The organism is Rhodococcus erythropolis R138 (genome assembly GCF_000696675.2).
In the GTDB taxonomy this organism is placed as follows: domain Bacteria; phylum Actinomycetota; class Actinomycetes; order Mycobacteriales; family Mycobacteriaceae; genus Rhodococcus_F; species Rhodococcus_F erythropolis.
Genome location: NZ_CP007255.1, coordinates 6,131,331 through 6,153,576 on the forward strand (window position 1 = coordinate 6,131,331; position 22,246 = coordinate 6,153,576).

23 protein-coding genes are annotated in these 22,246 nt (G+C 63.0%); 13 read left to right on the forward strand and 10 right to left on the reverse strand.

Annotated features, from left to right (window positions below; genetic code table 11):
• Positions 1–97 precede the first annotated feature (97 nt).
• The 6 genes from H351_RS28110 (at position 98) to H351_RS28135 (ending at position 4,943) form a co-directional block, all read left to right on the forward strand.
• The gene (locus H351_RS28110; RefSeq protein ID WP_029254441.1) at positions 98–958 is read left to right on the forward strand and encodes a metal ABC transporter ATP-binding protein; all 861 of its coding nucleotides are present in this window, start codon (positions 98–100) and stop codon (positions 956–958) included.
• Positions 955–1,836: a metal ABC transporter permease gene (locus tag H351_RS28115; protein ID WP_003945811.1), complete on the forward strand. Its 882-nt coding sequence runs from the start codon at positions 955–957 to the stop codon at positions 1,834–1,836. Before H351_RS28110 ends, H351_RS28115 begins: the two co-directional genes overlap by 4 nt.
• A gap of 34 nt (positions 1,837–1,870) precedes the next feature.
• Complete coding sequence (locus H351_RS28120) at positions 1,871–2,632, forward strand: LamB/YcsF family protein (RefSeq protein ID WP_021332370.1); 762 nt, start codon at positions 1,871–1,873, stop codon at positions 2,630–2,632.
• Positions 2,629–3,243 (forward strand): 5-oxoprolinase subunit PxpB, encoded by a 615-nt coding sequence (pxpB, locus tag H351_RS28125; RefSeq protein ID WP_021332369.1) that lies wholly within the window; start codon positions 2,629–2,631, stop codon positions 3,241–3,243. Before H351_RS28120 ends, pxpB begins: the two co-directional genes overlap by 4 nt.
• 57 nt (positions 3,244–3,300) lie before the next feature.
• A complete protein-coding gene (locus tag H351_RS28130) occupies positions 3,301–4,173 on the forward strand; it encodes a 5-oxoprolinase subunit C family protein (RefSeq protein ID WP_029254440.1) in 873 nt (290 codons plus the stop codon).
• A 77-nt stretch (positions 4,174–4,250) separates the two neighbouring features.
• Positions 4,251–4,943, forward strand: coding sequence for an LpqN/LpqT family lipoprotein (locus H351_RS28135; protein WP_029254439.1), 693 nt, complete (start codon positions 4,251–4,253; stop codon positions 4,941–4,943).
• An 88-nt stretch (positions 4,944–5,031) separates the two neighbouring features.
• Here the strand turns inward: H351_RS28135 and H351_RS28140 are convergent, their stop codons facing one another.
• On the reverse strand, positions 5,032–5,673 hold the full coding sequence (locus H351_RS28140) for a hypothetical protein (RefSeq protein ID WP_029254438.1): 642 nt from the start codon (positions 5,671–5,673) through the stop codon (positions 5,032–5,034).
• A 366-nt stretch (positions 5,674–6,039) separates the two neighbouring features.
• Here H351_RS28140 and H351_RS28145 point away from each other — a divergent pair, with 366 nt between their 5' ends.
• Positions 6,040–6,759, forward strand: coding sequence for a hypothetical protein (locus tag H351_RS28145; RefSeq protein WP_244891409.1), 720 nt, complete (start codon positions 6,040–6,042; stop codon positions 6,757–6,759).
• A 172-nt stretch (positions 6,760–6,931) separates the two neighbouring features.
• On the forward strand, positions 6,932–7,729 hold the full coding sequence (locus tag H351_RS28150) for a helix-turn-helix domain-containing protein (RefSeq protein WP_020968391.1): 798 nt from the start codon (positions 6,932–6,934) through the stop codon (positions 7,727–7,729).
• A gap of 4 nt (positions 7,730–7,733) precedes the next feature.
• Here the strand turns inward: H351_RS28150 and H351_RS28155 are convergent, their stop codons facing one another.
• Entirely contained in the window at positions 7,734–8,723 is a 990-nt protein-coding gene (locus H351_RS28155; RefSeq protein ID WP_029254436.1) for an iron-siderophore ABC transporter substrate-binding protein, read from the reverse strand.
• Between the two features lie 199 nt (positions 8,724–8,922).
• On the opposite strand from H351_RS28155, the gene H351_RS28160 reads away from it, so the two are divergent.
• Together H351_RS28160 and H351_RS28165 are read left to right on the forward strand one after the other, a co-directional pair.
• A complete protein-coding gene (locus H351_RS28160) occupies positions 8,923–10,551 on the forward strand; it encodes an ABC transporter transmembrane domain-containing protein (RefSeq protein ID WP_029254435.1) in 1,629 nt (542 codons plus the stop codon).
• Complete coding sequence (locus H351_RS28165) at positions 10,548–12,329, forward strand: ABC transporter ATP-binding protein (RefSeq protein WP_029254434.1); 1,782 nt, start codon at positions 10,548–10,550, stop codon at positions 12,327–12,329. Before H351_RS28160 ends, H351_RS28165 begins: the two co-directional genes overlap by 4 nt.
• A gap of 34 nt (positions 12,330–12,363) precedes the next feature.
• On the opposite strand, the gene rlmB is transcribed toward H351_RS28165, so the two are convergent.
• From rlmB to carD, 5 genes are read right to left on the reverse strand one after another with little or no spacing between them, the layout of a single operon-like run.
• Positions 12,364–13,341, reverse strand: a complete 978-nt coding sequence (gene rlmB, locus H351_RS28170; RefSeq protein WP_020906105.1) for a 23S rRNA (guanosine(2251)-2'-O)-methyltransferase RlmB — start codon at positions 13,339–13,341, stop codon at positions 12,364–12,366.
• Between the two features lie 2 nt (positions 13,342–13,343).
• On the reverse strand, positions 13,344–14,738 hold the full coding sequence (cysS, locus tag H351_RS28175; protein WP_003945830.1) for a cysteine--tRNA ligase: 1,395 nt from the start codon (positions 14,736–14,738) through the stop codon (positions 13,344–13,346).
• Positions 14,739–14,749: 11 nt separating this feature from the next.
• Complete coding sequence (ispF, locus tag H351_RS28180) at positions 14,750–15,226, reverse strand: 2-C-methyl-D-erythritol 2,4-cyclodiphosphate synthase (RefSeq protein WP_020968387.1); 477 nt, start codon at positions 15,224–15,226, stop codon at positions 14,750–14,752.
• On the reverse strand, positions 15,227–15,925 hold the full coding sequence (gene ispD, locus H351_RS28185; protein ID WP_029254433.1) for a 2-C-methyl-D-erythritol 4-phosphate cytidylyltransferase: 699 nt from the start codon (positions 15,923–15,925) through the stop codon (positions 15,227–15,229).
• 22 nt (positions 15,926–15,947) lie between these two features.
• Positions 15,948–16,436 carry an RNA polymerase-binding transcription factor CarD gene (gene carD, locus H351_RS28190; protein ID WP_003945666.1) on the reverse strand — a complete coding sequence of 163 codons (489 nt, stop codon included), beginning with the start codon at positions 16,434–16,436 and terminating at the stop codon, positions 15,948–15,950.
• 265 nt (positions 16,437–16,701) lie between these two features.
• Here carD and H351_RS28195 point away from each other — a divergent pair, with 265 nt between their 5' ends.
• Together H351_RS28195 and radA are read left to right on the forward strand one after the other, a co-directional pair.
• Positions 16,702–17,337 (forward strand): copper chaperone PCu(A)C domain-containing protein, encoded by a 636-nt coding sequence (locus H351_RS28195; RefSeq protein ID WP_003945942.1) that lies wholly within the window; start codon positions 16,702–16,704, stop codon positions 17,335–17,337.
• A gap of 97 nt (positions 17,338–17,434) precedes the next feature.
• Positions 17,435–18,868 carry a DNA repair protein RadA gene (gene radA, locus H351_RS28200; protein ID WP_003945739.1) on the forward strand — a complete coding sequence of 478 codons (1,434 nt, stop codon included), beginning with the start codon at positions 17,435–17,437 and terminating at the stop codon, positions 18,866–18,868.
• Positions 18,869–18,891: 23 nt separating this feature from the next.
• Here the strand turns inward: radA and H351_RS28205 are convergent, their stop codons facing one another.
• On the reverse strand, positions 18,892–19,452 hold the full coding sequence (locus H351_RS28205) for a PaaI family thioesterase (protein ID WP_019746834.1): 561 nt from the start codon (positions 19,450–19,452) through the stop codon (positions 18,892–18,894).
• A gap of 96 nt (positions 19,453–19,548) precedes the next feature.
• Here H351_RS28205 and disA point away from each other — a divergent pair, with 96 nt between their 5' ends.
• The gene (disA, locus tag H351_RS28210; RefSeq protein WP_024487741.1) at positions 19,549–20,634 is read left to right on the forward strand and encodes a DNA integrity scanning diadenylate cyclase DisA; all 1,086 of its coding nucleotides are present in this window, start codon (positions 19,549–19,551) and stop codon (positions 20,632–20,634) included.
• Positions 20,635–20,659: 25 nt separating this feature from the next.
• Here disA and H351_RS28215 read toward each other — a convergent pair whose 3' ends face one another.
• Together H351_RS28215 and H351_RS28220 are read right to left on the reverse strand one after the other, a co-directional pair.
• Positions 20,660–21,409 carry a DUF4232 domain-containing protein gene (locus H351_RS28215; protein WP_029254432.1) on the reverse strand — a complete coding sequence of 250 codons (750 nt, stop codon included), beginning with the start codon at positions 21,407–21,409 and terminating at the stop codon, positions 20,660–20,662.
• Between the two features lie 97 nt (positions 21,410–21,506).
• Positions 21,507–22,145, reverse strand: coding sequence for a carbonic anhydrase (locus H351_RS28220; RefSeq protein WP_019746832.1), 639 nt, complete (start codon positions 22,143–22,145; stop codon positions 21,507–21,509).
• Positions 22,146–22,246: the final 101 nt, after the last annotated feature.

A 22,246-nucleotide genomic window follows, 5' to 3' on the forward strand; every position in this document is an offset into this window, starting at 1 on the left:
TGCCCCACCATTTCCGAGAAGAACCGATCGGCTTGTGACAGAAACTTCCGCGAATACTCCTGTGCCCCCTGGTAACACCGTGCCTTCTGGTAACACCGTGCCTTCAAAGGCCTCCGTGCCCGCTGTGACGCTGAAGGACGCTCGATTGTCCTTCGGTGCGCGCACTTTGTGGGACGGGCTCGATCTCGAGGTACAGCCAGGTGAGTTCATCGCCGTACTCGGGCCGAACGGGTCGGGCAAGACCTCGCTCCTGAAGATTCTGCTGGGCCAATTACAACTCAGCGGCGGTAGTGCACAGATCGTCGGCACGCCGGCACGGGCCGGGAACTCACACGTCGGGTACATCCCGCAGCAGAAATCCATCGACGACGGCCTCCCGCTCCGCGGCCGCGACCTGGTAGGCCTCGGCGTCGACGGTCACCAGTGGGGTACGGGCCTACTGCGCCGGGGGCGTCGCCGCAAGATCGTCGACGACGCCATCGCACAGGTCAGCGCCCAGTCGTTTGCCGACGCTCCCATCGGTTCCATGTCCGGCGGTGAGCAGCAGCGACTGCGGATCGCGCAGGCTTTGGTCGGCGACCCGCGGATCCTGCTGTGCGACGAGCCGCTGCTCAGCCTCGACCTCGCCAACCAGCACCTGGTCTCGACGCTGATCGACAAGCGTCGGCGCAGCCATGACACCGCAGTGCTGTTCGTGACGCACGAGATCAATCCGATCCTGCCGTTGGTCGATCGAGTGCTCTATCTGGTGGACGGCAAATTCCGGATCGGGACGCCGGCCGAAGTGATGACGTCCGAGGTTCTCTCGGATCTGTACAACACCGACGTCGAAGTGTTGCAGGTTCGTGGCCGCCTCGTCGTGATCGGCACCGGAGACGCCATCGACGCGCTCGGCAGCGCAGGCGGACTACGTCCGGGAGAAGGCGTTCACCATTCGGATGAGGATCACCACCAGTGAGTAACAAGTTCACCGACGCGATGTCGCGGATGTTCGACGTGTCCGCCACCGTCGACCTACTGCAGTACGACTTCGTCCAACAGGCGTTGATTGCCGGTGCCATCCTCGGATTGTTGGCAGGCATCATCGGGCCGCTGATCGTGAGTCGTCAGATGTCGTTCTCGGTGCACGGAACGAGTGAGCTGTCACTGACGGGTGCATCCGCCGCACTTCTCGTCGGTGTGGGCGTCGGCTTCGGTGCCATCGTCGGATCCGTGGTCGCGGCAGTGCTGTTCGGGCTGCTCGGAGCCAAAGCGCGCGACCGAGATTCGGTGATCGGCGTGATCATGGCTTTCGGTCTCGGCTTGTCGGTGTTGTTCCTCTGGGCGTACGACGGTCGCACGGGAACCAGCTTCTCACTGTTGGTCGGACAGATCGTGGCGCCGGGAAACAGTGGTCTCGAACTTCTTCTGCTGTGCGCGGTCATCGTGATCGGCACACTCGGATTCATCTATCGCCCTTTGCTGTTCGCGAGCACCGACCCCGAAGTTGCTGCAGCTCGCGGTGTTCCGGTTCGGGCACTGTCGATCGTGTTCGCAGTGTTGGTCGGCATCACCGCAGCACTCGGCGTACAGATCGTCGGTGCGCTGCTGGTGATGTCGCTGCTGATCACCCCCGCAGCGGCCGCCGCGTACGTCACGGCAAGCCCACTCAAGGCCACGATCCTCTCCGTCGTGTTCGCCGAACTGGCAGCCGTCGGCGGCATCCTTCTCTCGCTGGCACCCGGCGTTCCCGTCTCGAGTTTCGTCACCTCGGTCTCGTTCGTGATCTACCTGATATGCCGACTCTTCGGATCCGCACGTCGCAAGAATGCGGGACGGATTCCGGCGCACGCCTGAACACCGAGAGCCCATACCTACCTAGAATCGAGGTATGGGCTACAGCGTTGATCTGAACAGCGACATCGGCGAGGGCTTCGGAGCCTGGACCCTGGGCGACGACGACGCCATGCTCGAACTTGTCACCAGCGCGAACATCGCCTGCGGATTCCATGCCGGTGACCCGACAACGCTGTTGGCGACTTGCGAATCAGCCGCCACCCGCGGCGTGCGGATCGGCGCGCAGGTGGGTTACCGAGACCTCGCCGGTTTCGGCCGACGCTTCATCGACATGTCCCCGAAAGACCTCACCGCCGACGTCATTTATCAAATAGGGGCACTCGACGGTTTGGCTCGCGTCGCCGGATCGCGGGTCACGTACGTCAAACCCCACGGCGCGCTTTACAACGCAATAGTCCATCACCGACGGCAGGCGCGGGCCGTGGTCGCCGCCGTCGTTGCCTACGACAGTTCGCTACCTGTTCTCGGACTACCTGGTTCGGTGTTTCTGGAAGAGGCGTGCGAAGCCGGCCTCGACGTGGTCGCCGAGGCTTTTGCCGATCGCGCGTACACGGCAGAAGGCACCTTGGTCCCCCGCACCGAGTCGGGCGCCGTTCTGCACGACCCGGCGCTGGTTGCAGAACGGGTTCGGCGAATGGTCGTCGACGGCGAGTTGGATGCGGTCGACGGGAGCACCCTCAAAATCACCGCGGAGTCGGTGTGCGTACACGGTGACAGTCCGGCAGCCGTCGACATGGCCGCAGCGATCCGCGCTCTCCTCGAATCCTCCGACGTCGAGATCACGCCGTTCACATGATCACGATCCTGCCAGCCGGTGAATCCGCAGTCCTCGTCGAATACGACGAACTGCCGAGCGTGCTGGGCAACTTCAGGGCTCTCGACGCCAGTCGGATCCCCGGAGTGATCGATCTGATTCCCGCGGCGCGAACCATCCTGATCGAGTACGACAACACGATTACCGGACGCAAACTCGTGGAGAAATGGGTACGTGGGGCCGTACCCATCGAACTCACAGCAGATGAGAGCGGGCCTGCTGTCGAGATTCCGGTCCGCTACGACGGCGACGATCTCGTCGAAGTGGGCAAGCTGACCGGACTCGGGGTCGACGGTGTCATCGAGGCTCACACGTCTGCGTCGTGGACCGTCGCGTTCATCGGTTTCGCCCCCGGCTTCGCGTATCTGACCAGCAACGAGAGAAAGCTCGAAGTTCCACGTCGATCGGATCCGCGCAGGCAGGTCCCTGCCGGTGCAGTCGGGTTGGCCGGACCGTTCTCGGGCGTCTACCCGCGTAGCTCCCCGGGCGGCTGGCAGTTGATCGGAACGACGGAACTGTCGGTGTGGGATGCCGAGCGCCGCCCGCCGGCGCTGCTTCTACCCGGCACCACAGTCACCTTTGTCCGTGCATGATTTCGGTGCAAGCATGATTTTGGTGTCTTCATCGCGTTGTTGCGGGACAATGGATTCATGGCCTGGCTCGAGGTAGTGCGTACCGGCCCGCTCGCCACAGTTCAGGACCGCGGGCGGAGAGGCTACGGCGCTCTCGGGGTCGGCAGATCCGGCGCCGTCGACATGATCTCGCACGACAGCGCGAACAGACTCGTAGGCAACACTTTTCGAGCAGCAACCATCGAAGTCACCACTGGGGGTTTTGCTATGCGGGCCGTCGGTTCGATGACGGTGGCAGTGACAGGCGCGCGGGTGCCGCTGGCCGTCGACGGACGGCCGGCACCTGACTACGCGAGCATCCACCTGGGCGGTGGCAGCACTATCGAATTGGGTTACAGCACAACCGGGTTGAGAACGTATATCTCTGCGCGCGGTGGCGTCGACGTCCCACAGGTACTCGGCAGCAGATCCACCGACACACTCTCCGGACTCGGGCCGCCGCCGCTCGCCGCCGGCGATCTACTCCTCCTCGGGGCAGAGGAAGGGACGTGGCCCACCGAAGAGTTGATTCCACCGCCCGCACCTGCACTCGGCGCAGTTCCGATCGAGATCACGCTCGGCCCCCGAAATTCCTGGTTCACCGCCGCATCCGTTCACGCGCTCCTTCACACCGCGTGGAAAGTCACCGAACACACCAACCGAGTCGGGGTCCGGTTACAAGGCCAAGGGCCTTTACATCGCTCACGCACCGAGGAATTGCCGAGCGAAGGCGTCGTGATGGGATCCATCCAGGTGCCGCCAGGCGGCCAGCCCGTCGTGTTTCTGGCCGACCATCCAGTGACTGGCGGATACCCGGTCATCGCCGTCGTTTCCGACGCCGGGATTGCGTCGCTGGCACAGCTGCGGCCCGGCAGCACCATTACCTTGAAGGCCACTACCAGGCCGTCCTAGCGCTGATAGTCTCAGCCGCGCCAGCAATGCTGCCGGCGGCGCTCGGCCGTCGCCAGAACCTGAAGGACTGTCACACTATGAGCCCTAAGAGCAGCACACTTGCTCTCGGAATAGCGTCACTGATCACTGCTGCACTCGTCCTGTCCGGATGCAGCAGTTCGGAAAGCGGCGACGCTGTCTCCAGTGATACCAGCACCAGTGAGACCACTGCTTCCGAAAGTTCTGCATCCTCGTCGTCTACCGCTGCCGCGACGCCGACTTTGCGGGACGGGACACCGTTCATTGGTGAGCGGACGACGATCGAAACCGGCGACGACCCCGAAGCGCCGAGCATCAGCGTCAGCCTCCCGCCGAGCTGGACTCACGGCGAGAACATCCCTGCCGGCGTTACGGATGCGTTGTCCAGCAACAGCCAGGAACCCAGCGGTTTCATGCCGAACACCACCGTGACGGTCGAAAACCAAGGCACCGCAACAAAAGACGAGGTTCTTGCCGCTGCGCGTGAAACGATCGCCACCCTCGACGGATGGACCGAGGTGAAGTACACCGAGATCGACGTCGACGGACAGCAGGGGTTCCGCCTCTCCGGAACCTGGACCGCCCCAAACCTGGACGTTCCGCTCTACGCCGTCATGACAGTCGTCGCTTACCAAGCCGACGACAACTCGCCGGTCTACCTGGTCAGCTTTGCGAATCAGTTCACCGACACGACGAACATGCAGACCTCCAACCAGGTGGAGGAAATCAACACCTCGATCGAATTCGGCTGAGCACCTCATGATTTGAGCGCTTGATCACCGAACAACCGCGGCGGGCCGAGACTACGACAGTCTCGGCCCGCCGTTTCACAATTCTCGGCTAACTCGAGCCGAACAGTCCGCTGAGGGAACCGAGGCCACCACTCAACGAGCCGAGCGATCCGGTTCCGCCACCGGTTCCGGGGCCAGTGGGATCAACCGGATCAACGGGATCAACCGGGTCAACGGGATCGACCACATCCGCGGCGCGGACAGTGATGGACGGGCCCAAGTTGGCGAAATTCGCACTCGACTGGAATCCGTTGCCCATCACCGTGGCACCTACCGCCAATCCACTTCCGTACACGGTTCCCGGCGCACACGAAGCAGTGACCGTGTAGCTGGTCTTCATGGTCACCGGTTTGCTGCCGTTGTTGATCCAGCCGGCACTGGTCACCTCGAGCGTCGTGGCTGTCAGTTCCGGCGTTTCAGTGGTTTCGGTCATCGTCCCGCCAACGTGAAACTTCGTGACTTTCGCCGAGCCCGGGACAAAGGTCAAGCATGCGGCATGCGTCTCGGTGAACCTGCTGATATATCCGTCGATTCCGCTCTTCTTCGACACTGTCGTGTAGGTGATCGTGTCACCGATCTTCGGGGACGCATTGTCCACGGTGCGAGTAAATGTGTAGGCACCAGAAGTTGCCGTCTCGGCAGTCGCGACTCCCGCACCCAGCGCGCTTGCGCCCACAGCAAGAGCAATCACCCCCAAACCAGCTCCAACGGTGGACAGACTACGATTCCTGGATCCAAACTTTGCCACGAACAATCTCCACTCTGTGTGGTTCCAGGACAACCGAATTCATTGATTACTGGAACTTGTTGCAACCCGACTCTCGAAGTACGATACAGTCGACCTGGACATTCGCCCAGCTTTTCGCCGAATTGGTCGCCAATCAGTTAACAACAGGCAATCAAGGCCGAAAAAGTCCTCTCAATTCGGACTTTTCCGTAAATTCTGCCGAACTGACACATAGGCAAGCGTCCGATAGGTTTCAATGGTTACCACGGCGCAACCTTTGAAGAGTCATCCCCATCGCCGTCAGCGTGAACCCCTCGAACGGAGAATTTCATGTCACGTTTCTCAATGCGCAAGACACTCACCGGAATCGCAATCGCTGCACTTGCAACCAGCGGGCTCGTAATGACCGCAGGCACCGCGGGCGCCGATGCCACCCACCCGTCCTCGGCAACGGTCAACTCCTCCAACGTCCGGATCACCAAGAGCATCGTCGGCGACGGCGAAGTTGCACCCGGCGGCAAAGTCACCGTGCGCACGGTCATCTCCACGACCAGCCACCCCGAGCGTTATGTCGACCAGTTCGTCGATCGCTACCCCGCCACGTTCAAATACATCCAGGGCACGGCGACGGTCAACGCTTGGCATTTGATCGGCGGTCAGAAGACCGAATCCGTCACGCCTTCGGTTGACACTGCCGCCCGAACCGTGAATGTGCCCAGCACCGGTTGGCTGATCTCGCCCACAGGCAGCAAGACCGTGACGATCGAGGCGCAGTACCTCGTCGCCGACGATGCACCGATCGGTTCGTACCAGGAAATATCGAGCTCGATCGGCATCTCGACGTTCAACACCGAGCAGAACATCAGCGGCGTCTACGCCAAGATCCGCGCCAAGAACCCCGGTGAGGCTGCCGCATCGGGCTCGGCAGATCTGGGCTTCGGCTCTTCTGACGGCGAGGGCGGAACCGGTTCGGCCGGCTCCTCCATCCTCGACAACCCGGCCGGCTTCATCTCCGACATCATCAGCGGTGTCCTGGCCAACGGCAGCTGATTCACCTGCTCCACCTGTAAACACTCCGTCGGGGAATGTGATCGAGGGTGGCATCGAGTTTTCGGACTCGGTGCCACCCTCGGTCTTTTGTCGCGACCGCACTCCCTCGTGCCCTGGATCAAAGAACCAAATAGGAAAGCATTACCTAAGTCATTCGCGGTATGATCCACCGATGAGTTCCACAGGATTTCCGTACTGGGCTGTGCCGGCAGGCCGGTACGTTCCGCTCCCCTTCGCGATGACGACGTCCACCATCGGGCGCGATCAGAAGCGCGTGTGGCGTGAGATCCGCCATCCCGAGCACGAACTCCTGTGGGGCGCTTCCGGCGAGATGAGCGCGTACATCGACGACGTTCGTTGGCAGATCCCACCGACGGTCGGCATGTGGATTCCGGCTGGAACTCCACGGCGCATCACGCTCGGCGCATCCACCGAGGCTCGCTTCACCTATTTCCGGCCCGAGTCGTTCCCCCACCCGTGGACGAAGCCCGCGATCATCGGCATCGACGACGTGGTCAAGACGATGCTCATCCATCTGCACCAGCGAAACATGCCTACCGAGGCTCGCTTGCGGGCGGAATCCGTGGTCTTCGACACGCTCGCGCCCATCGAGGCGGCTGATGTCGCAGTGCCGATGCCCGCCGATCCCCGGGCCCTCGCCGTTGCACGCCGCTTGATCGCCGACCCCGCCGATCAACGCGGGCTTGCCGATTGGGCCTATGTGGTCGGAGGAAGCCCCCGTACCCTGAGCCGCGTGTTCTCTCAGGGAACGGGGATGTCCTTCACCGAGTGGAGGATTCAAGTTCGCGTCCGCGCCGCGATGTCCTATCTCGCTGCGGGCGTTCCTGTTTCGACGGTTAGCCGTCGCGTCGGATACGAAACCCCCAGCGCCTTCACCAGCGTGTTCCGCAAGGTCACCGGACGAACACCGAAGAACTATTACTCGGACGCGTGCGAATTGTCAGCCTAGCTGGTCAGAAGCCGTTCATCTTCGAGACCAGTTCGGCGAAGGCATATTTGACGCTCAGCGACGTGGGCGAAGCCAGTGCCATGACTCGGGCCAGACCGAGCTGCTGAATCAGCCTGCCGTCCTTGACTGCAGGCAGGTCGGCAAACAACTTGTCCCCCATCAATCCGGGGAGCCCCTGACCACTCGCGTCGTTGAGCACGATCACGTCCGCGTCCAGTTCGTTGTACTGTTCGCGCGATGCAGTCACCGACCCCTGGGTGTCGCCGCACAGCTCTGCGCTTCCGGCCGACTGCTTCAGTCCGAGCTGGGACATCAGGATGACTCTGCCGTCGTCGGCGCAGTAATTGGTGAGGCCGTCGATGTTTCCCGAGAGGAAGGTCAAGGTTTTCCCGTTCAGATTCGGGGACCCCGCAGCCAGGTCGGCTATGGAATCGTCAGTTTCCTCGATCAGCTCAGCCGCCCGCTTCGGTTGTCCGAGTACTGAACCGATGGTCGACATCTGCTCCTGCCACGTAGTCGCCCATGCGGTCTCCTTGAACGGAATCGTGGGTGCGATCTGAGAAAGACGTGCGTAGTCGTCTTCGGTGATTCCCGAGACCACCGCGATGATCACGTCCGGCTCCAACGCCAGGATCTGCTCGAACGGCACACCGGAAGTGCTGTCGAGCAACGTGGGTTCGACGTCGCCCAACACTTCTTCGTCCCACGGCAGGATTCCGTTCTCCAAGCCTGCCCCACTGAACGACTCCATGGCGACGGGCGTCTTGCCCAGTGCGAGGACCGAATCCTGGCTGTTCCAGCCGATGGTCACGATCCGCTGAGGTTCGGTCTCGATGGTGGTCGAGCCGTACGCGTGATCTACGGTGACCGGCAGAGCGCCGGCCTCGGCCAACTGCGTCGTGTCCTCCGACGCTGTTGACTCGGTGCTGCTCTGGCAGCCTGCGAGCAGGGCAATCGCGGCCAACGCAGCCACTATTCGGGTAGTGCTTTTCATCTTCTGTCAGCTCTCTTTGCAAACGTACTTGTTTCGACCAGGCAGGTATATCGAGACCTGATCCCGGTAATGGGGTGTCGATACTCCATCTGTCCGCTGCCGCGTAGCCCTTGGCATCTGCGAGCACTTTCCGCACTCGCTCCGGCTCTACCGTAGAACTGCACAACGAGTGTTCAGATCTGGGCGAGGAGTTTCACGAGTGTCAGCGCTGCCCGAAACTCGTTCCGGTCCGATGGAGATGATCAGAGTCGGATCGTTCTCCTCCGGACGCGGCCCGCGACTGGTTGCAGCCGTCACCGGCCAGGCGTCGTATCAGGTAGCTCAAGCCCTCATTCCGGTGCTGATCGGTACCGTCGTCGACCGTGCAATCGGAAAGTCCGACAGCACAGCACTTCTCGTATGGATTGCTGTGTTGTGTGCTCTGTTCGTGGGACTTGCTCTGTCGTGGCGCATCGCGGTTCGCCTGAACACGCAGGTCTTCGTCTACGGCGAACACGACCTACGATTGAACGCTGCCAGACGGGTACTCGATGCCAGAGGCATGCAAGCTCAGCGCTCGACGGGTGAAGTTCTCACCATCTCCACCTCGGACGCCTCACACGTCTCGGGCTTCTCCTGGGTTGTCGCCGAACAGGGCTCAGCTTTTGCGGGGCTCGCCGCGGCAGTGATTTCGCTTGCCTTCGTCTCGTGGCCGCTCGCACTGATCGTCGTACTCATCACTGCTGCGCAGCTCGTATTCATTCACAAGATCAGCGGTCCACTGGACGAGCGTGTGTATGCAGAGCAGAAGAAGGCAGCCGAGGCAGGCATGCTTGCAACTGATTTCACGCTTGGGTTACGAGTACTGAAGGGTTTCGGGGCCGAGCCCACTGCCCTGTCGCGATACGTCAAGGCGAGCCGGGCGTCGATGAAAGCAGCGATCCGGACGGTCAGAGCAATGTCCAGTCTGACCGCGCTCAATTCCGGGGTCTCCGCGTTGGTGCTGGCGTCGGTCGCACTTGGAGCCGCGTGGATGGCGCATCAAGGCACGATCACCGTGGGCAACTTCGTCACCGTTGTCGGCTTGAGCAGGGTCATTGCCGGTCCGATGGAAACTCTGGGGTTCTTCGGTGCAGAACTCGCTGCCAAGCGAGGCTCCGCACGCAGGCTGTCCGAACTCCTGGCCGAGCCGCACCTGATCGAACTGCCGCCCTCCACCGCCCCGATCAGCGCTGTCAGAAGTGAAGACGCCCTGCTGATTTCGACGGACAACGGAACCGTCGTCTCAGCTCGCCGCGGCGAGGTGGTGGGCGTGCGCGCGGACGATTCCGCTCACCGACTGGCACGCCAACTCGCCTTTCAGACTCCGCTGGACCCCGACTGCTACTTCGTATTCGGCACCGATGCAACCGAACTCGGTCCGGACGGAGTTCGCGATCAGGTGTTCGTCTCCGCTCATGAAGGAACCGTGTTCACCGGCACCGTCTTCGACAATCTGGCTGCACCGAACGTCGACTCGTCGGCAATGACGTCATCTGCGCTCGACGACGTGTTGACGCATCTGCCCGACGGCCACCTCTCCGAGGTAGGTGAGCAAGGAAAGAAACTCTCCGGAGGTCAGCGGCAACGCCTTCTCCTCGCCCGCGCTTTGCATCAACCCCAGCCGATCCTGGTCCTCCACGAACCCACCACTTCCGTGGACTCTGTCACCGAACATCGAATTGCACACTCACTGAGAAACTTTCCCGACAAGGCCATTGTGGTGATCACCTCGAGTCCGACCTTGCTCCATTCGTGTGACCGTGTCGTCACGATCGACCACGCCGCTCGGGACGGAGACTCACTGTGACCGACACCCTTCCGGATGCATCTGCTGTTCCGGCTACATCTGCCTTGCCGATCGCGTCGACCACACAGACGGTCCGCGCATTGATCGCACTGCTTCGGCCACGGGGGCGAGCGCTCGCACTCACGACCGTCGTACTTCTCTCCGCTACGGCCTGCGGCCTGTCCACCCCGGCGCTGCTCGGGCTCATGGTCGATGCAGTCACGGAGGGCAAACCGTTTGTCTCACTTCTGCGTATCACCGCATTCATGCTCGGCGCAGCGGCAGCAGGAGTTGCGCTGACTTGGTGGAGCACACAGCTTCTCGCGAATGTCGCGCAGAACGTGCTGGCCGATCTTCGTGAGGACGTGTTCGCCGCCACGCTCGCGCAGACGTCGTCGCTGGTCGAGGATGCCGGAACCGGTGATCTGATTTCCCGGGTCTCGGGTGACGTCGAAGCGGTAAACACCGTCATCGCGCGGGTGCTACCCGCAACGGTGTCCGCCCTGTTCATGATTTCACTGACGCTTGTCGGTGTGGGAGTGATCGATTGGCGATTCACCGTGGCGATCGTTGCCGTTGCGCCGATTCACTATTTCGCTCTTCGTCATTTCCTCCGACGCTCCGGACCCGTCTACCGACGCTCTCGCGCTGCGCAGGCCAGGCGGGGACAGCAGCTCATCGAAACCCTGGGTGGTGCAGGTACTGTCACTGCCCTGCGTCGAACCGACGAGCACATCGGCCGAATCGCCGAGACCTCCGAGCATGCCATCAGCTTCGACATGCAGGCAGTTCGACTGCGCACCAACTTCTTCGCTCAACTCAACGGCGCCGAACTGCTCGGACTGGCCGCGGTCCTGAGCGTCGGCTACTGGCTCGTGACCACGGGGTCGGTGTCCATCGGGGCCGCTACCGCCGCTGCGCTCTACTTCCACAGTCTGTTCAGCCCCATCGCGGTATTTCTCTCGAACATCGACGAATTGCAGGATGCGGGTGCCAGCCTGGCTCGCCTGATCGGTGTCACCGCGATGCCCGGGCGTCCCGCGAGCATTCCTGCCTCGGCTCGGTCCGCACCCATCGGAGTCGACGTGGAGCGGGTTTCTTACTCGTACAACAACTCCACCCCGGTGATCGATTCGATCTCGATCTCGATCGCACCGGGGGAACGAATCGCCGTCGTCGGCAGCAGTGGTGCCGGAAAGACCACACTCGCCAAACTGATTGCCGGCATCATTCCCGTCGGGGACGGGCAAATCACCGTCGACGGCACACCGATTGACGACCTGAGTGATGCCGAACTTCGGCACAAAGTCGTCCTGGTCAGCCAGGAAGTTCACGTGTTCGTCGGGACGATCGCCGACGATCTCCGGTTGTGCGCACCAGATTCGGACGATGCGAAGATCACCGAAGCCGTCGAAACGATGAAAGCTCAATGGATCCATGAGCTTCCGGACGGGCTCGAGACCAGGGTCGGGGCGGGCGGGTACCAGTTGACGGCGGCACAGGCACAGCACATAGCCCTCGTCCGGCTGGCTCTGCTCGACCCGCCCGTCGTCATCCTCGACGAGGCGACTGCCGAAGCCGGAACCACTGCAGCAGGTCTACTCGATCAGGCAGCCGAGCTCGCAGTCACCGGCAGGACTGCCGTGGTGATCGCACACCGCCTGAGCCAAGCAGTCCGCGCCGATCGCATACTCGTCATGAGCGGTGGCCGCGTGGTCGAGAGCGGGACACATGACGAACTGATCGGCGCGGACGGTTCCTACGCTGCACTGTGGGAAGCCTGGTCGGTACGGAGCTAGAACCCCGCCAGGCTCACCTGAAAGCCGTTACAACTCAGCTGCTACGACGCCTGCGGGCGATGTCCGCCAGGACGACTCCGGCGGCAACCGAGGCGTTGAGCGACTCGACCGGACCGGCCATCGGAATCGACAGGATCGCGTCGCAGTTCTCGCGGACGAGGCGCGAAAGGCCCTTGCCCTCGGAACCGACCACGATCACCACAGGACCGCTGCCGTCGAAATCGTCGAGAGTGGTGTCACCTTCGGCGTCGAGACCGACGACCTGAACACCCTTCGACGCCCAGTCCTTGAGCGTGCGAGTGAGGTTGGTTGCCCGAGCAATCGGCAGACGAGCGGCAGCACCGGCGCTGGTACGCCAAGCGACAGCACTCACGCTCGCGCTACGACGCTCCGGAATCACGACGCCGTGTCCACCGAAAGCTGCGACCGAGCGCACAACGGCACCCAGGTTGCGGGGATCGGTGATGTTGTCCAGCGCGACGAGCAGAGGGGGCTCGGCGTGCTTACGTGCCTCGGACAGAAGATCGTCCGGGTGCGCGTAGCGGTACGGCGGAACCTGCAGAGCGATGCCCTGGTGAAGACCGTTGGCGCTGAGGCGATCCAGATCCGAGCGCGGCACCTCGAGGATGGAGATACCGGCGTCGGCAGCCCGCTGAACGGATTCCTTCAACCGGTCGTCGCTCTCGGTACCGACAGCCACCCACAGCGCCGTCGCCGGAACACCCGCGCGCAGGCACTCCACCACCGGGTTGCGACCGAGCACGGTCTCGGGACCGTCGAGAACCTTGCGGCCCGGACCCGGACGGCCACCGCGGCCCTGGTTCTGCTTCTCGTCGGCCCGGGCGGCGCGCGCTGCACGCTTTGCCGCTGGGTGCTTGGTGCGTGCCTCGGCGGGAGGCGTAGCACCGCGGCCGGCGAGACCACGCTTGTGCTGGCCACCGGAACCGGCAACCTGGCCCTTCTTGGTGCCGCCCTTACGGACTGCGCCGCGCCTGCTCGAGTTTCCAGCCATTGTTACTGCCCTGCCTTAAGGGACCATTCGGGTCCGTCGGGAGTATCGGTTACTTCGATACCCGCCTTGATGAGGCGATCGCGGACCTCGTCCGCCACCGCCCAGTTCTTTTCCGTACGTGCCTGCTGCCGACGATCGAGATCGGCCCGCACCAACACGTCCAAAGCTTCCATTGCCGTCTCGGTGTCGCCACCGGACTGCGTCCAATGCTCGTCGAGTGGGTCGACGCCCAGGATCGCGAGCATGGCCCGCACCTGACCGGCAGCCACCCGAGCCGCGTCGAGATCACCGGCAGCGAGCGCGGAATTACCCTCGCTCGCCTTGCCGTGAATCTCGGCCAACGCGATCGGCACCGACAAGTCGTTGTCGAGAGCCGCCGCGAAACCTTCGGTCCACGTACCGAGTTCGACGCCACCCGCACGCTTGTGTGTGCGCAGGACGAACGACTCGAGCCCCTGGTAGGACTTCGCGCTTTCGTCCAACGCCTCGTCCGAGTACTCGAGATTGGAACGGTAGTGCGCACTACCGAGGTAGTACCGAAGTTCTTGCGGACGAACCTTCTTGAGCACGTTCGGCACCGAGAGAACGTTGCCCAACGACTTGGACATCTTCTCGCCACTCATCGTGACCCAGCCGTTGTGCAACCAGTACTGAGCGAAATCGTCGCCGGCGCACTTGGCCTGCGCAATTTCGTTCTCGTGGTGCGGGAAGACGAGATCGCGTCCACCACAATGGATGTCGAATGCCGCCCCGAGGTAGAACTCCGCCATGGCCGAGCACTCGAGGTGCCAGCCCGGACGGCCAGGTCCCCACGGTGTCGGCCACGAGGGCTCACCGGGCTTGACGGCCTTCCAGAGGGTGAAGTCGCGAGGATCGCGCTTGCCCTCGGCCGCACTCTCGCCCTGATGAACGTCGTCGAGTTTGTGGCCGGACAGTGCGCCGTACTCGGGGTAGCTCTGCACGTCGAAGTAGACGTCGCCGCCCGCCGCGTACGCGTGGCCGTTTTCGATCAGGCGTTCCATCATCTCGACCATCTGCGTCACGTGACCGGTGGCCCGCGGCTCGATGGACGGCGGCAGCACACCCAGTTGGTCGTAGGCCCACGTGAACGACCGCTCGAACGTCGCCGCCCACTCCCACCAAGGTCGACCGGCGCCGGCGGCCTTGTTGAGAATCTTGTCGTCGATGTCCGTCACGTTGCGCACGAAGGCAACGTCGTTGCCGTGCGCCAACAGCCAGCGTCGCAGCACGTCGAAAGCGACGCCGCTACGAACGTGTCCGATGTGAGGATCGCCCTGAACTGTCGCCCCACACAGGTACACCGATGCATGTCCGGGGGCCAACGGAACAAAATCCCGAAGGGCCCGCGTACCGGTGTCGTATAGGCGCAGGGTCACGACCAGCGATCTTACCTGTCGTGTTCGGTTGTCATGACCAACGCGGTGGCCATGGCGGCGATCCCCTCGCCGCGGCCGGTCAAGCCGAGCCCGTCCGTGGTGGTCGCGGACACCGAAACAGGCGCGCCGAGAATGTCCGAGAGCACCTTCTGCGCCTCGTCGCGTCGCGGCCCGATCTTCGGTCGGTTGCCGATGACCTGCACCGCGGCGTTGCCGACGGTGAACTGGTTCTCTTCGAGCAGTCGACGAACCTCGGCAAGCATTCGAGCGCCGCTCACGCCGTCCCATTCGGGCCTGCCGGTGCCGAAAACCGAACCGAGGTCGCCAAGACCTGCGGCGGAGAGCAACGCGTCACAGAGCGCGTGGACGGCGACGTCGCCGTCCGAATGCCCCGAGCACCCGTCTGCTTCCTCGAACAGCAACCCGGCCATCCAGCAAGGTCGGCCGACCTCGATGGGATGAACATCCGTGCCGAGACCGACGCGCATCTATTTTCCGTCCTGTGAGTCCGCGCTCAACTCTGTCTCCGAGATCAGGAGCGCCCGTGCAAGGACGAGGTCGAGCGGAGTGGTGATCTTGAAGGCGAGAGCGTCGCCGGGAATCGTCTGCACCGAAACACCGAGACGCTCCACCAGAGCGGCGTCGTCGGTCGCGGCGACATCACCGGCGTCGTACGCACTGCGCAGGACGTCGGTGGAGAAGCCTTGAGGAGTTTGAACCGCACGCAACTCCGAACGCAGAGGCGTTCCGGTGACTGCGCCGAGTACGTCGACCGACTTGATCGTGTCGGTAACCGGGAGTACCGGGATGACAGCGGAGCTGCCGGCTCGGAGAGCGTCGACGACGCGCGCGATCAACGCCGGTGGTGTCAATGCCCGCGCGGCGTCGTGCACGAGTACAAAATCTGCGTCGCCGGCAGCACTGAGACCGGCTCGAACCGAATCGGTTCTTTCGGCACCACCACCGACGACGTCGACGTCCGCTGCACGACCGAGGTCGGCTACGACGGATTCGACCAGTTCAGGCGGCACAATGACAACAACGCGGTCGATCGCTCCGGATTTCCGGAGTCCATCGACCGCGCGTGCAAGCATGGTGCACCCACCGAGTTCGACAAATGCCTTGGGCAATTTCTCGCCCAATCGCACTCCCCGACCTGCGGCAGGTACCAGGGCTACTACTGCCACTGTCAGCTTTGTTGTGTTGCAGTCAGGACGCGGCCGCGAGGACCTCGTCGAGAATGGTCTCTGCCTTCTCGGTGTCAGTGCCCTCGGCGAGCGCGAGCTCTCCGACGAGAATCTGACGAGCCTTGGCGAGCATGCGCTTCTCACCAGCGGAAAGCCCGCGGTCCTGCTCACGACGCCACAGGTCACGAACAACTTCTGCAACCTTGTTCACGTCACCTGAGGCAAGCTTCTCGAGATTTGCCTTGTATCGACGAGACCAGTTGGTGGGCTCCTCGGTGTGCGGTGCTCGCAGAACCTGGAAAACCTTGTCGAGGCCTTCTTGGCCGACCACGTCACGAACTCCGACGTACTCTGCGTTGTCTGCAGGAACCCGTACTGTGAGATCGCCTTGAGCGACCTTCAGAACCAGGTACTCCTTCTGCTCACCCTTGATGGTGCGGGTTTCGATAGCTTCGATCAGCGCCGCACCGTGATGGGGGTATACGACGGTGTCTCCGACCTTGAAAATCATGTGTCCCGTGCCCCTTTCGATTCCACTAGTTTAACACGTGAAAGAACCGACCACTCATCAACTGTGCAGGTCAGGGGCATCCTTGCTCGAGCGTAGGGGTTGACAGGGCTTGTTGTACGTGCATTCAACTGGTCTGGAGCACCCCTGCATAACCGACTGAAAGCCCACGCAGACAACCGTTGTGGCGACCCGACGGCCAGCCCGCGGGACCTTATCTACTACTCTGCCTAGTGGAGTGCGAACCTGACGCCGTGGAGGACAAATCGTGACAGCTATCCGTAAGCCGACTCGTCGAGTCGCTACCGCCATTGCACTGGCTGCAGGCGCAGCCATCGCGCTGTCCGCTTGCGGTTCCGGACAGGTGAGCCAGACCGCCGTCCAGCAGGCCGCCGTGAACGGCAACAGCGCCGACCTCGGTGAGATCGCACTGCGCAACGTGCACATCGCCTACCCCTCGTCCGAGGAATACAGCATCGAGCCGGGCGGCAACGCCGTGCTCGCGTTCACCGTCGTGAACGACAGCGCCGAGACCACGGACAAGCTCGTCAGCATCACCACCGATTACGCAGCACGCGTCATCGCGGGTGAAGAGGTAGGTGGCTTGACGATCAAGCCGCAGACGTCGCTGCAGGCCGGCCAGTTGCCCGCAGGCGAAGGTGCCGCGACCGAGGCAGAGACCCAGATCAAGAACAACGAAGAGAACGACGACGCACCCGCTGCGCTCACTCTCGTCGTTCTGCAGGACATCAAGGCAGGCGTTCGCCCCGGCTTGACCGTCCCGATCACCTTCAAGTTCGAGAAGGCCGGCTCGGTCACCGTCGACGTACCGGTCGACGCAGGCCCGCAGCTCGAGCGCAACGAGTCGGACAAGTCGCCCGACGTCGCAGAAGCCGGGCACTGAGCCCGAATCACCAAGGCGCACACTGCGCTTCGCAGAACAACTTCAGAATCACACTAGAGGCGGGGTCCATGTCGGACCCCGCCTCTAGTCTGTCCCGGTGGCCAAAGTGAAATCGAACTACCGATGCTCCGAATGCCAGTCGGTAGTGCCCAAGTGGGTCGGTAGATGTCCGGACTGCGATTCGTGGGGCTCGATGACCGAGGTCGCGGTAGTGGCACCCGTCGCCAGTCGCGCCGGCGCCTCACTCGCCAAAGCAGGATCGAGCGCCGTGCTCCCTACGACGCCGGCCACGCCGCTGACACAGATCGACAGCACCTCGACGCAGGCCAAGCCCACCGGGATCGGCGAGTTGGACCGCGTCCTCGGCGGTGGCGTCGTACCTGGTTCGGTGGTGCTGCTCGCGGGCGAGCCCGGAGTCGGAAAATCGACGCTACTTCTCGAGGTCGTCTACCGCTGGGCGATGCGCAGCGCGGATGATCGAGCGTTGTACGTCACCGGCGAGGAGTCCGCCGGTCAGGTCCGACTTCGGGCAGATCGCACCAACTCTGTCCACGAACGGATGTATCTGGCGGCCGAATCCGATCTCGCGACCATCCTCGGCCACATCGAGCAGGTCAAGCCGACCCTGGTCATCGTCGACTCGGTGCAGACCATGCTTGCTGCCGACGTCGACGGAGTCGTCGGCGGCGTGACTCAGGTCAAGGCCGTCACCAGCGCCTTGACCTCCCTGGCGAAGGCCAGTGGAATCCCGGTGCTTCTGATCGGCCACGTCACCAAGGACGGCGCCGTCGCCGGACCGCGCTCGCTCGAGCATCTCGTAGACGTGGTTCTGCACTTCGAGGGTGACAAGCACTCCACGCTGCGCATGGTCCGCGGCGTCAAGAACAGATTCGGTGCGGCCGACGAGGTGGGATGCTTCGAGCTGAGCGAGCAGGGCATCAACGAGATCAGCGATCCGTCCGGACTGTTCCTGCATCACCGCGAAGAAGCTGTGGAAGGCACGGCCGTCACCGTGATGATGGACGGTAAGCGACCGCTACTCGGTGAAGTTCAGGCCCTCGTCGCCGCCACGCCTCTACCGACACCTCGTCGAGCCGTCAGTGGGCTCGACACCGCCCGTGTGGCCATGGTTCTGGCCGTGTTGGAGCGCCGCGTCGGGGTGTCGATCTCGAAGGCCGACGTCTACGCCGCGACCGTCGGCGGTATGCGGATGACCGAGCCGGGTGCCGATCTGGCTCTTGCCATAGCGGTCGCTTCCGCTGTGAAAGCAAAACCTGTCCCCAAGGGGCTCGTCATCCTCGGCGAGGTCGGACTCGCCGGAGAGGTTCGACGAGTTGCCGGTGTGAACCGACGGCTGATCGAAGCTGCCAGATTGGGATTCACCAGCGCCATCGTGCCGGTCGATTCCGGCCCGAACATTCCCGGCATGCGCGTCAACGAAGTAGCGAACCTGGCCGAGGCACTCGCCTATGCCGGATTGATGGGCGGCAAACAAGCCCCGTCTCGCCCAAAGCTCACTCCGGTGAAGTGACCGGCCTGCGGCCGACTACCGCGTCAGACCGACGAGGTGCCGAACGGGGAAGTCGGTTCGCCGTCCACGAACTCCTTGGTCTTGGCGAAGTGTTCCGACGTGATGGTCAGGAACAGTCCGCGGGACGTTCCCACCACCGTGTCCGGATCCGCTGTCGGACCTTCGACGATCACCGCTTCCGCGCTGGTGTAGACCTTGCGGCGCACAACGCCGTCGATGCGAGCCCGAAATTCGAGCACCGATCCCAACGGGATCGGTCGGGCGAAGTCGATCTCGAGGTGCCCGGTCACCACCGGCGAGCCGAGAGCCATGCATGCCATGCCTTGCGCCTCGTCGAAAGCCGTCGACAAAATGCCGCCGTGAATGACCCCCGGACCGCCCTGATACTTCTTGGCGACCTCCAGACGGCCCGTCACTTCCAACCCGTCACCAGCCCTGAAACTCATCGCCATTCCCGCAGGCTGGTCGTCGCCGCAGCCGAAGCATTTCGACCAGTGCTGAGGCAACTTCTCGCCGGCGGCCGGAAAGAATTCGACCGGCTCCGGGACAGTCAGGTCATCAGGCAGGGTCCAGGTACTACTCATGGATAGGTAATCTAAACGGGGATCAGTCCGGCGCAGGCATCGGACCCGACCGAAGTGACATCGACCTCAGCAGGGAGTTTCTCAATGATCAGTGCGATGGCGGACACACAGTCGTCGTCGGCATTGCGAGAGACCATCGCCAGGTTGGCGCCGGGTACCGCTTTGCGAGACGGGCTCGAACGAATTCTGCGCGGACGTACCGGCGCGCTGATCGTCCTCGGATACGACGAGGAGATGGAAGCGCTGTGTGACGGCGGATTCAACCTCGACGTGGAGTTCGCACCGACCCGATTGCGTGAGCTCTCGAAGATGGACGGCGCGGTAGTCCTCTCGACGGACGGCACACGCATCGTGCGCGCCAACGTCCAACTGGTTCCCGATCACAAGATTCCCACCGTCGAATCCGGCACCAGGCACCGTGCCGCCGAGCGCACGGCAATTCAAACCGGCTATCCCGTGGTCTCGGTCAGTCAGTCGATGTCGATCGTCAGTGTGTACGTCGGTGGTATCCGGCACGTCATCGACGGCTCGGCCACCATACTTTCGCGCGCCAACCAGGCCGTCGCGACGCTCGAACGATACAAAGCGCGACTCGACGAAGTGACACGGCAACTGTCGGTGGTCGAGATCGAGGATTTCGTGACTCTGCGCGACGCGTTGACCGTCGTACAGCGACTCGAAATGGTTCGCCGTGTGTCGATCGAAATCGAGCAGGATGTCCTCGAGCTCGGCACCGACGGTCGCCAGCTGGCACTGCAGCTCGAAGAACTGGTCGGCGACAACGACATTGCACGTCAACTGATCGTTCGGGATTATCTTGCCGGCCCCGAACCCATCGGCACCGCGGCGATGGACAACGTCCTCGTCGCACTCGATCGTGTCACCGACGCCGACCTACTCGATCTCACGACTCTTGCGCGTGTTCTCGGTTATCCGGGCACGATCGAAGCCCTCGACACTCCGATGACTCCTCGCGGATATCGCGTACTGATGCGTGTGCCTCGATTGCAGTTCCATCAGATCCACCGGCTGGTCGGATCCTTCGGCACTCTCCAGTCGCTGCTGGCCGCTACGGCTGCCGATCTGCAGTCGGTCGAGGGCATCGGCGGGCTGTGGGCCCGTCACATCCGTGAGGGACTTTCCCGGCTCGCGGAGACGTCGATCACCGGATCGTTCAACTAGCGGGCCTGTTCGGGCTTGCCCGCTCTCACGCGATGTTGAACGGCTCCGGAGAGCTTCGCAGTGCACCGAGCTGACCGACAACCGTGTACGCGCCTGCGCCCACCGGATTGCGCTCGGGGTTCTGCGCGGTCGCGCACTCGGGGGTCGACGTCGTGGCCGACCAGGCGACCTTGAACGCAGCTTGCTCGCCGGGAGCGAGATTGCGTACGTCGGCTGCGGGCTGGGGATAGCAGTCGACGTTGGACCACAACCGGGTCTTGCCGTCGATGCTGTAGACGAGCACCTGCTGAAGGCCGCCCGCCAGATCTCGATCACAGGGTGCCGAACCGATGTTGGTGATGACGATCGTGAAGGACGGCTCTTCACCGGGAGCGAAGGTCGCCTTGTCTGCGGTCGCCTTGACTGCCAACGACGAGTCCGCGCACTGACCAGCCGGGACCGGAGCGCCGGTGGTCGACGAGGACGAGGACGATGCCGACGTCGACGATCCCGAAGCCTGCGTGCCCGAGCCACCTGATCCACCCGCAGCACCGCCACCCGAACCACCGTTACCGTCCGGCGCGTTGGAGCCGGAAGGGTTGGGGGTGAAGGAGACGTCCGTCGTCAGCGAGGAACTCGCAGCGGCCGAATTGGCCTCAGGAGTATCGCTTCCACCGCCGAAGAGGGCGGACGCCGCCCAGATGATCAACGCCAGTGCAATGACGGCGGCACCAATGGCCAGCGCCCGGCGACGCCAGTAGATCTCGGGGGGCAGTGGTCCATTCGGTTCCAACACGGACTCAACGGTAGTTGGCGCAGGGTCCACTAACCGTCAGCTGAGGCGGCGTGTCGGTACCCATTGTCTGCTACCGGGTATCACTGCCCCGGAAGATCTAACCCTCGACGGTCTCGACGCTCTCGCCGATGTCGCCGACCGCGCCCTGAACTCGCATGTGACCGTCGGACAATGTGTACGTGACGCCGACGATCGCGCACGCACCGTTGTCCACCTTGTCTGCGATGATCCGCGACCTCTGCATGATCAACGAGCCGGTCTCCACGACGTGTCGACCTTCGAGTTCGTCGACGGTGGACAAGCCTTCGTTGCGACCCATCAGGATGGACGGAGCAACGCGCTCGACCACGCTGCGAATGAAGCCGTCGGGAACCGCACCCTTGTCCAGGGCGTCGAGCGTTGCCTTCACGGCACCGCAACCGTCGTGACCGAGGACGACGATGAGCGGCACGTTGAGCACGTGAACCGCGTACTCGATCGAACCGAGCACCGAATCGTCGAGCACGTGACCTGCCGTACGCACGACGAACATGTCGCCGAGGCCCTGATCGAAGATGATCTCGGCGGCTACGCGCGAATCACCGCAACCGAACAGCACCGCGGTGGGGTGCTGCCCATCGACGAGCTTCGCGCGATCGGCGATTCCCTGGCTGGGGTGAATGGACGCGTCGTTGACAAATCGCTCGTTGCCTTCGCGAAGGGACTTCCAAGCGGAAATGGGGCTTGATCGTGGCATTCACTCATTGTGCACCCGTCGCATTTCGGACTCTCGCCGGGAAGGTTGCGTAGACGCAAACGGAAGCTCCGCGTCCACATTCACGCCTTGTGATGGCGTGC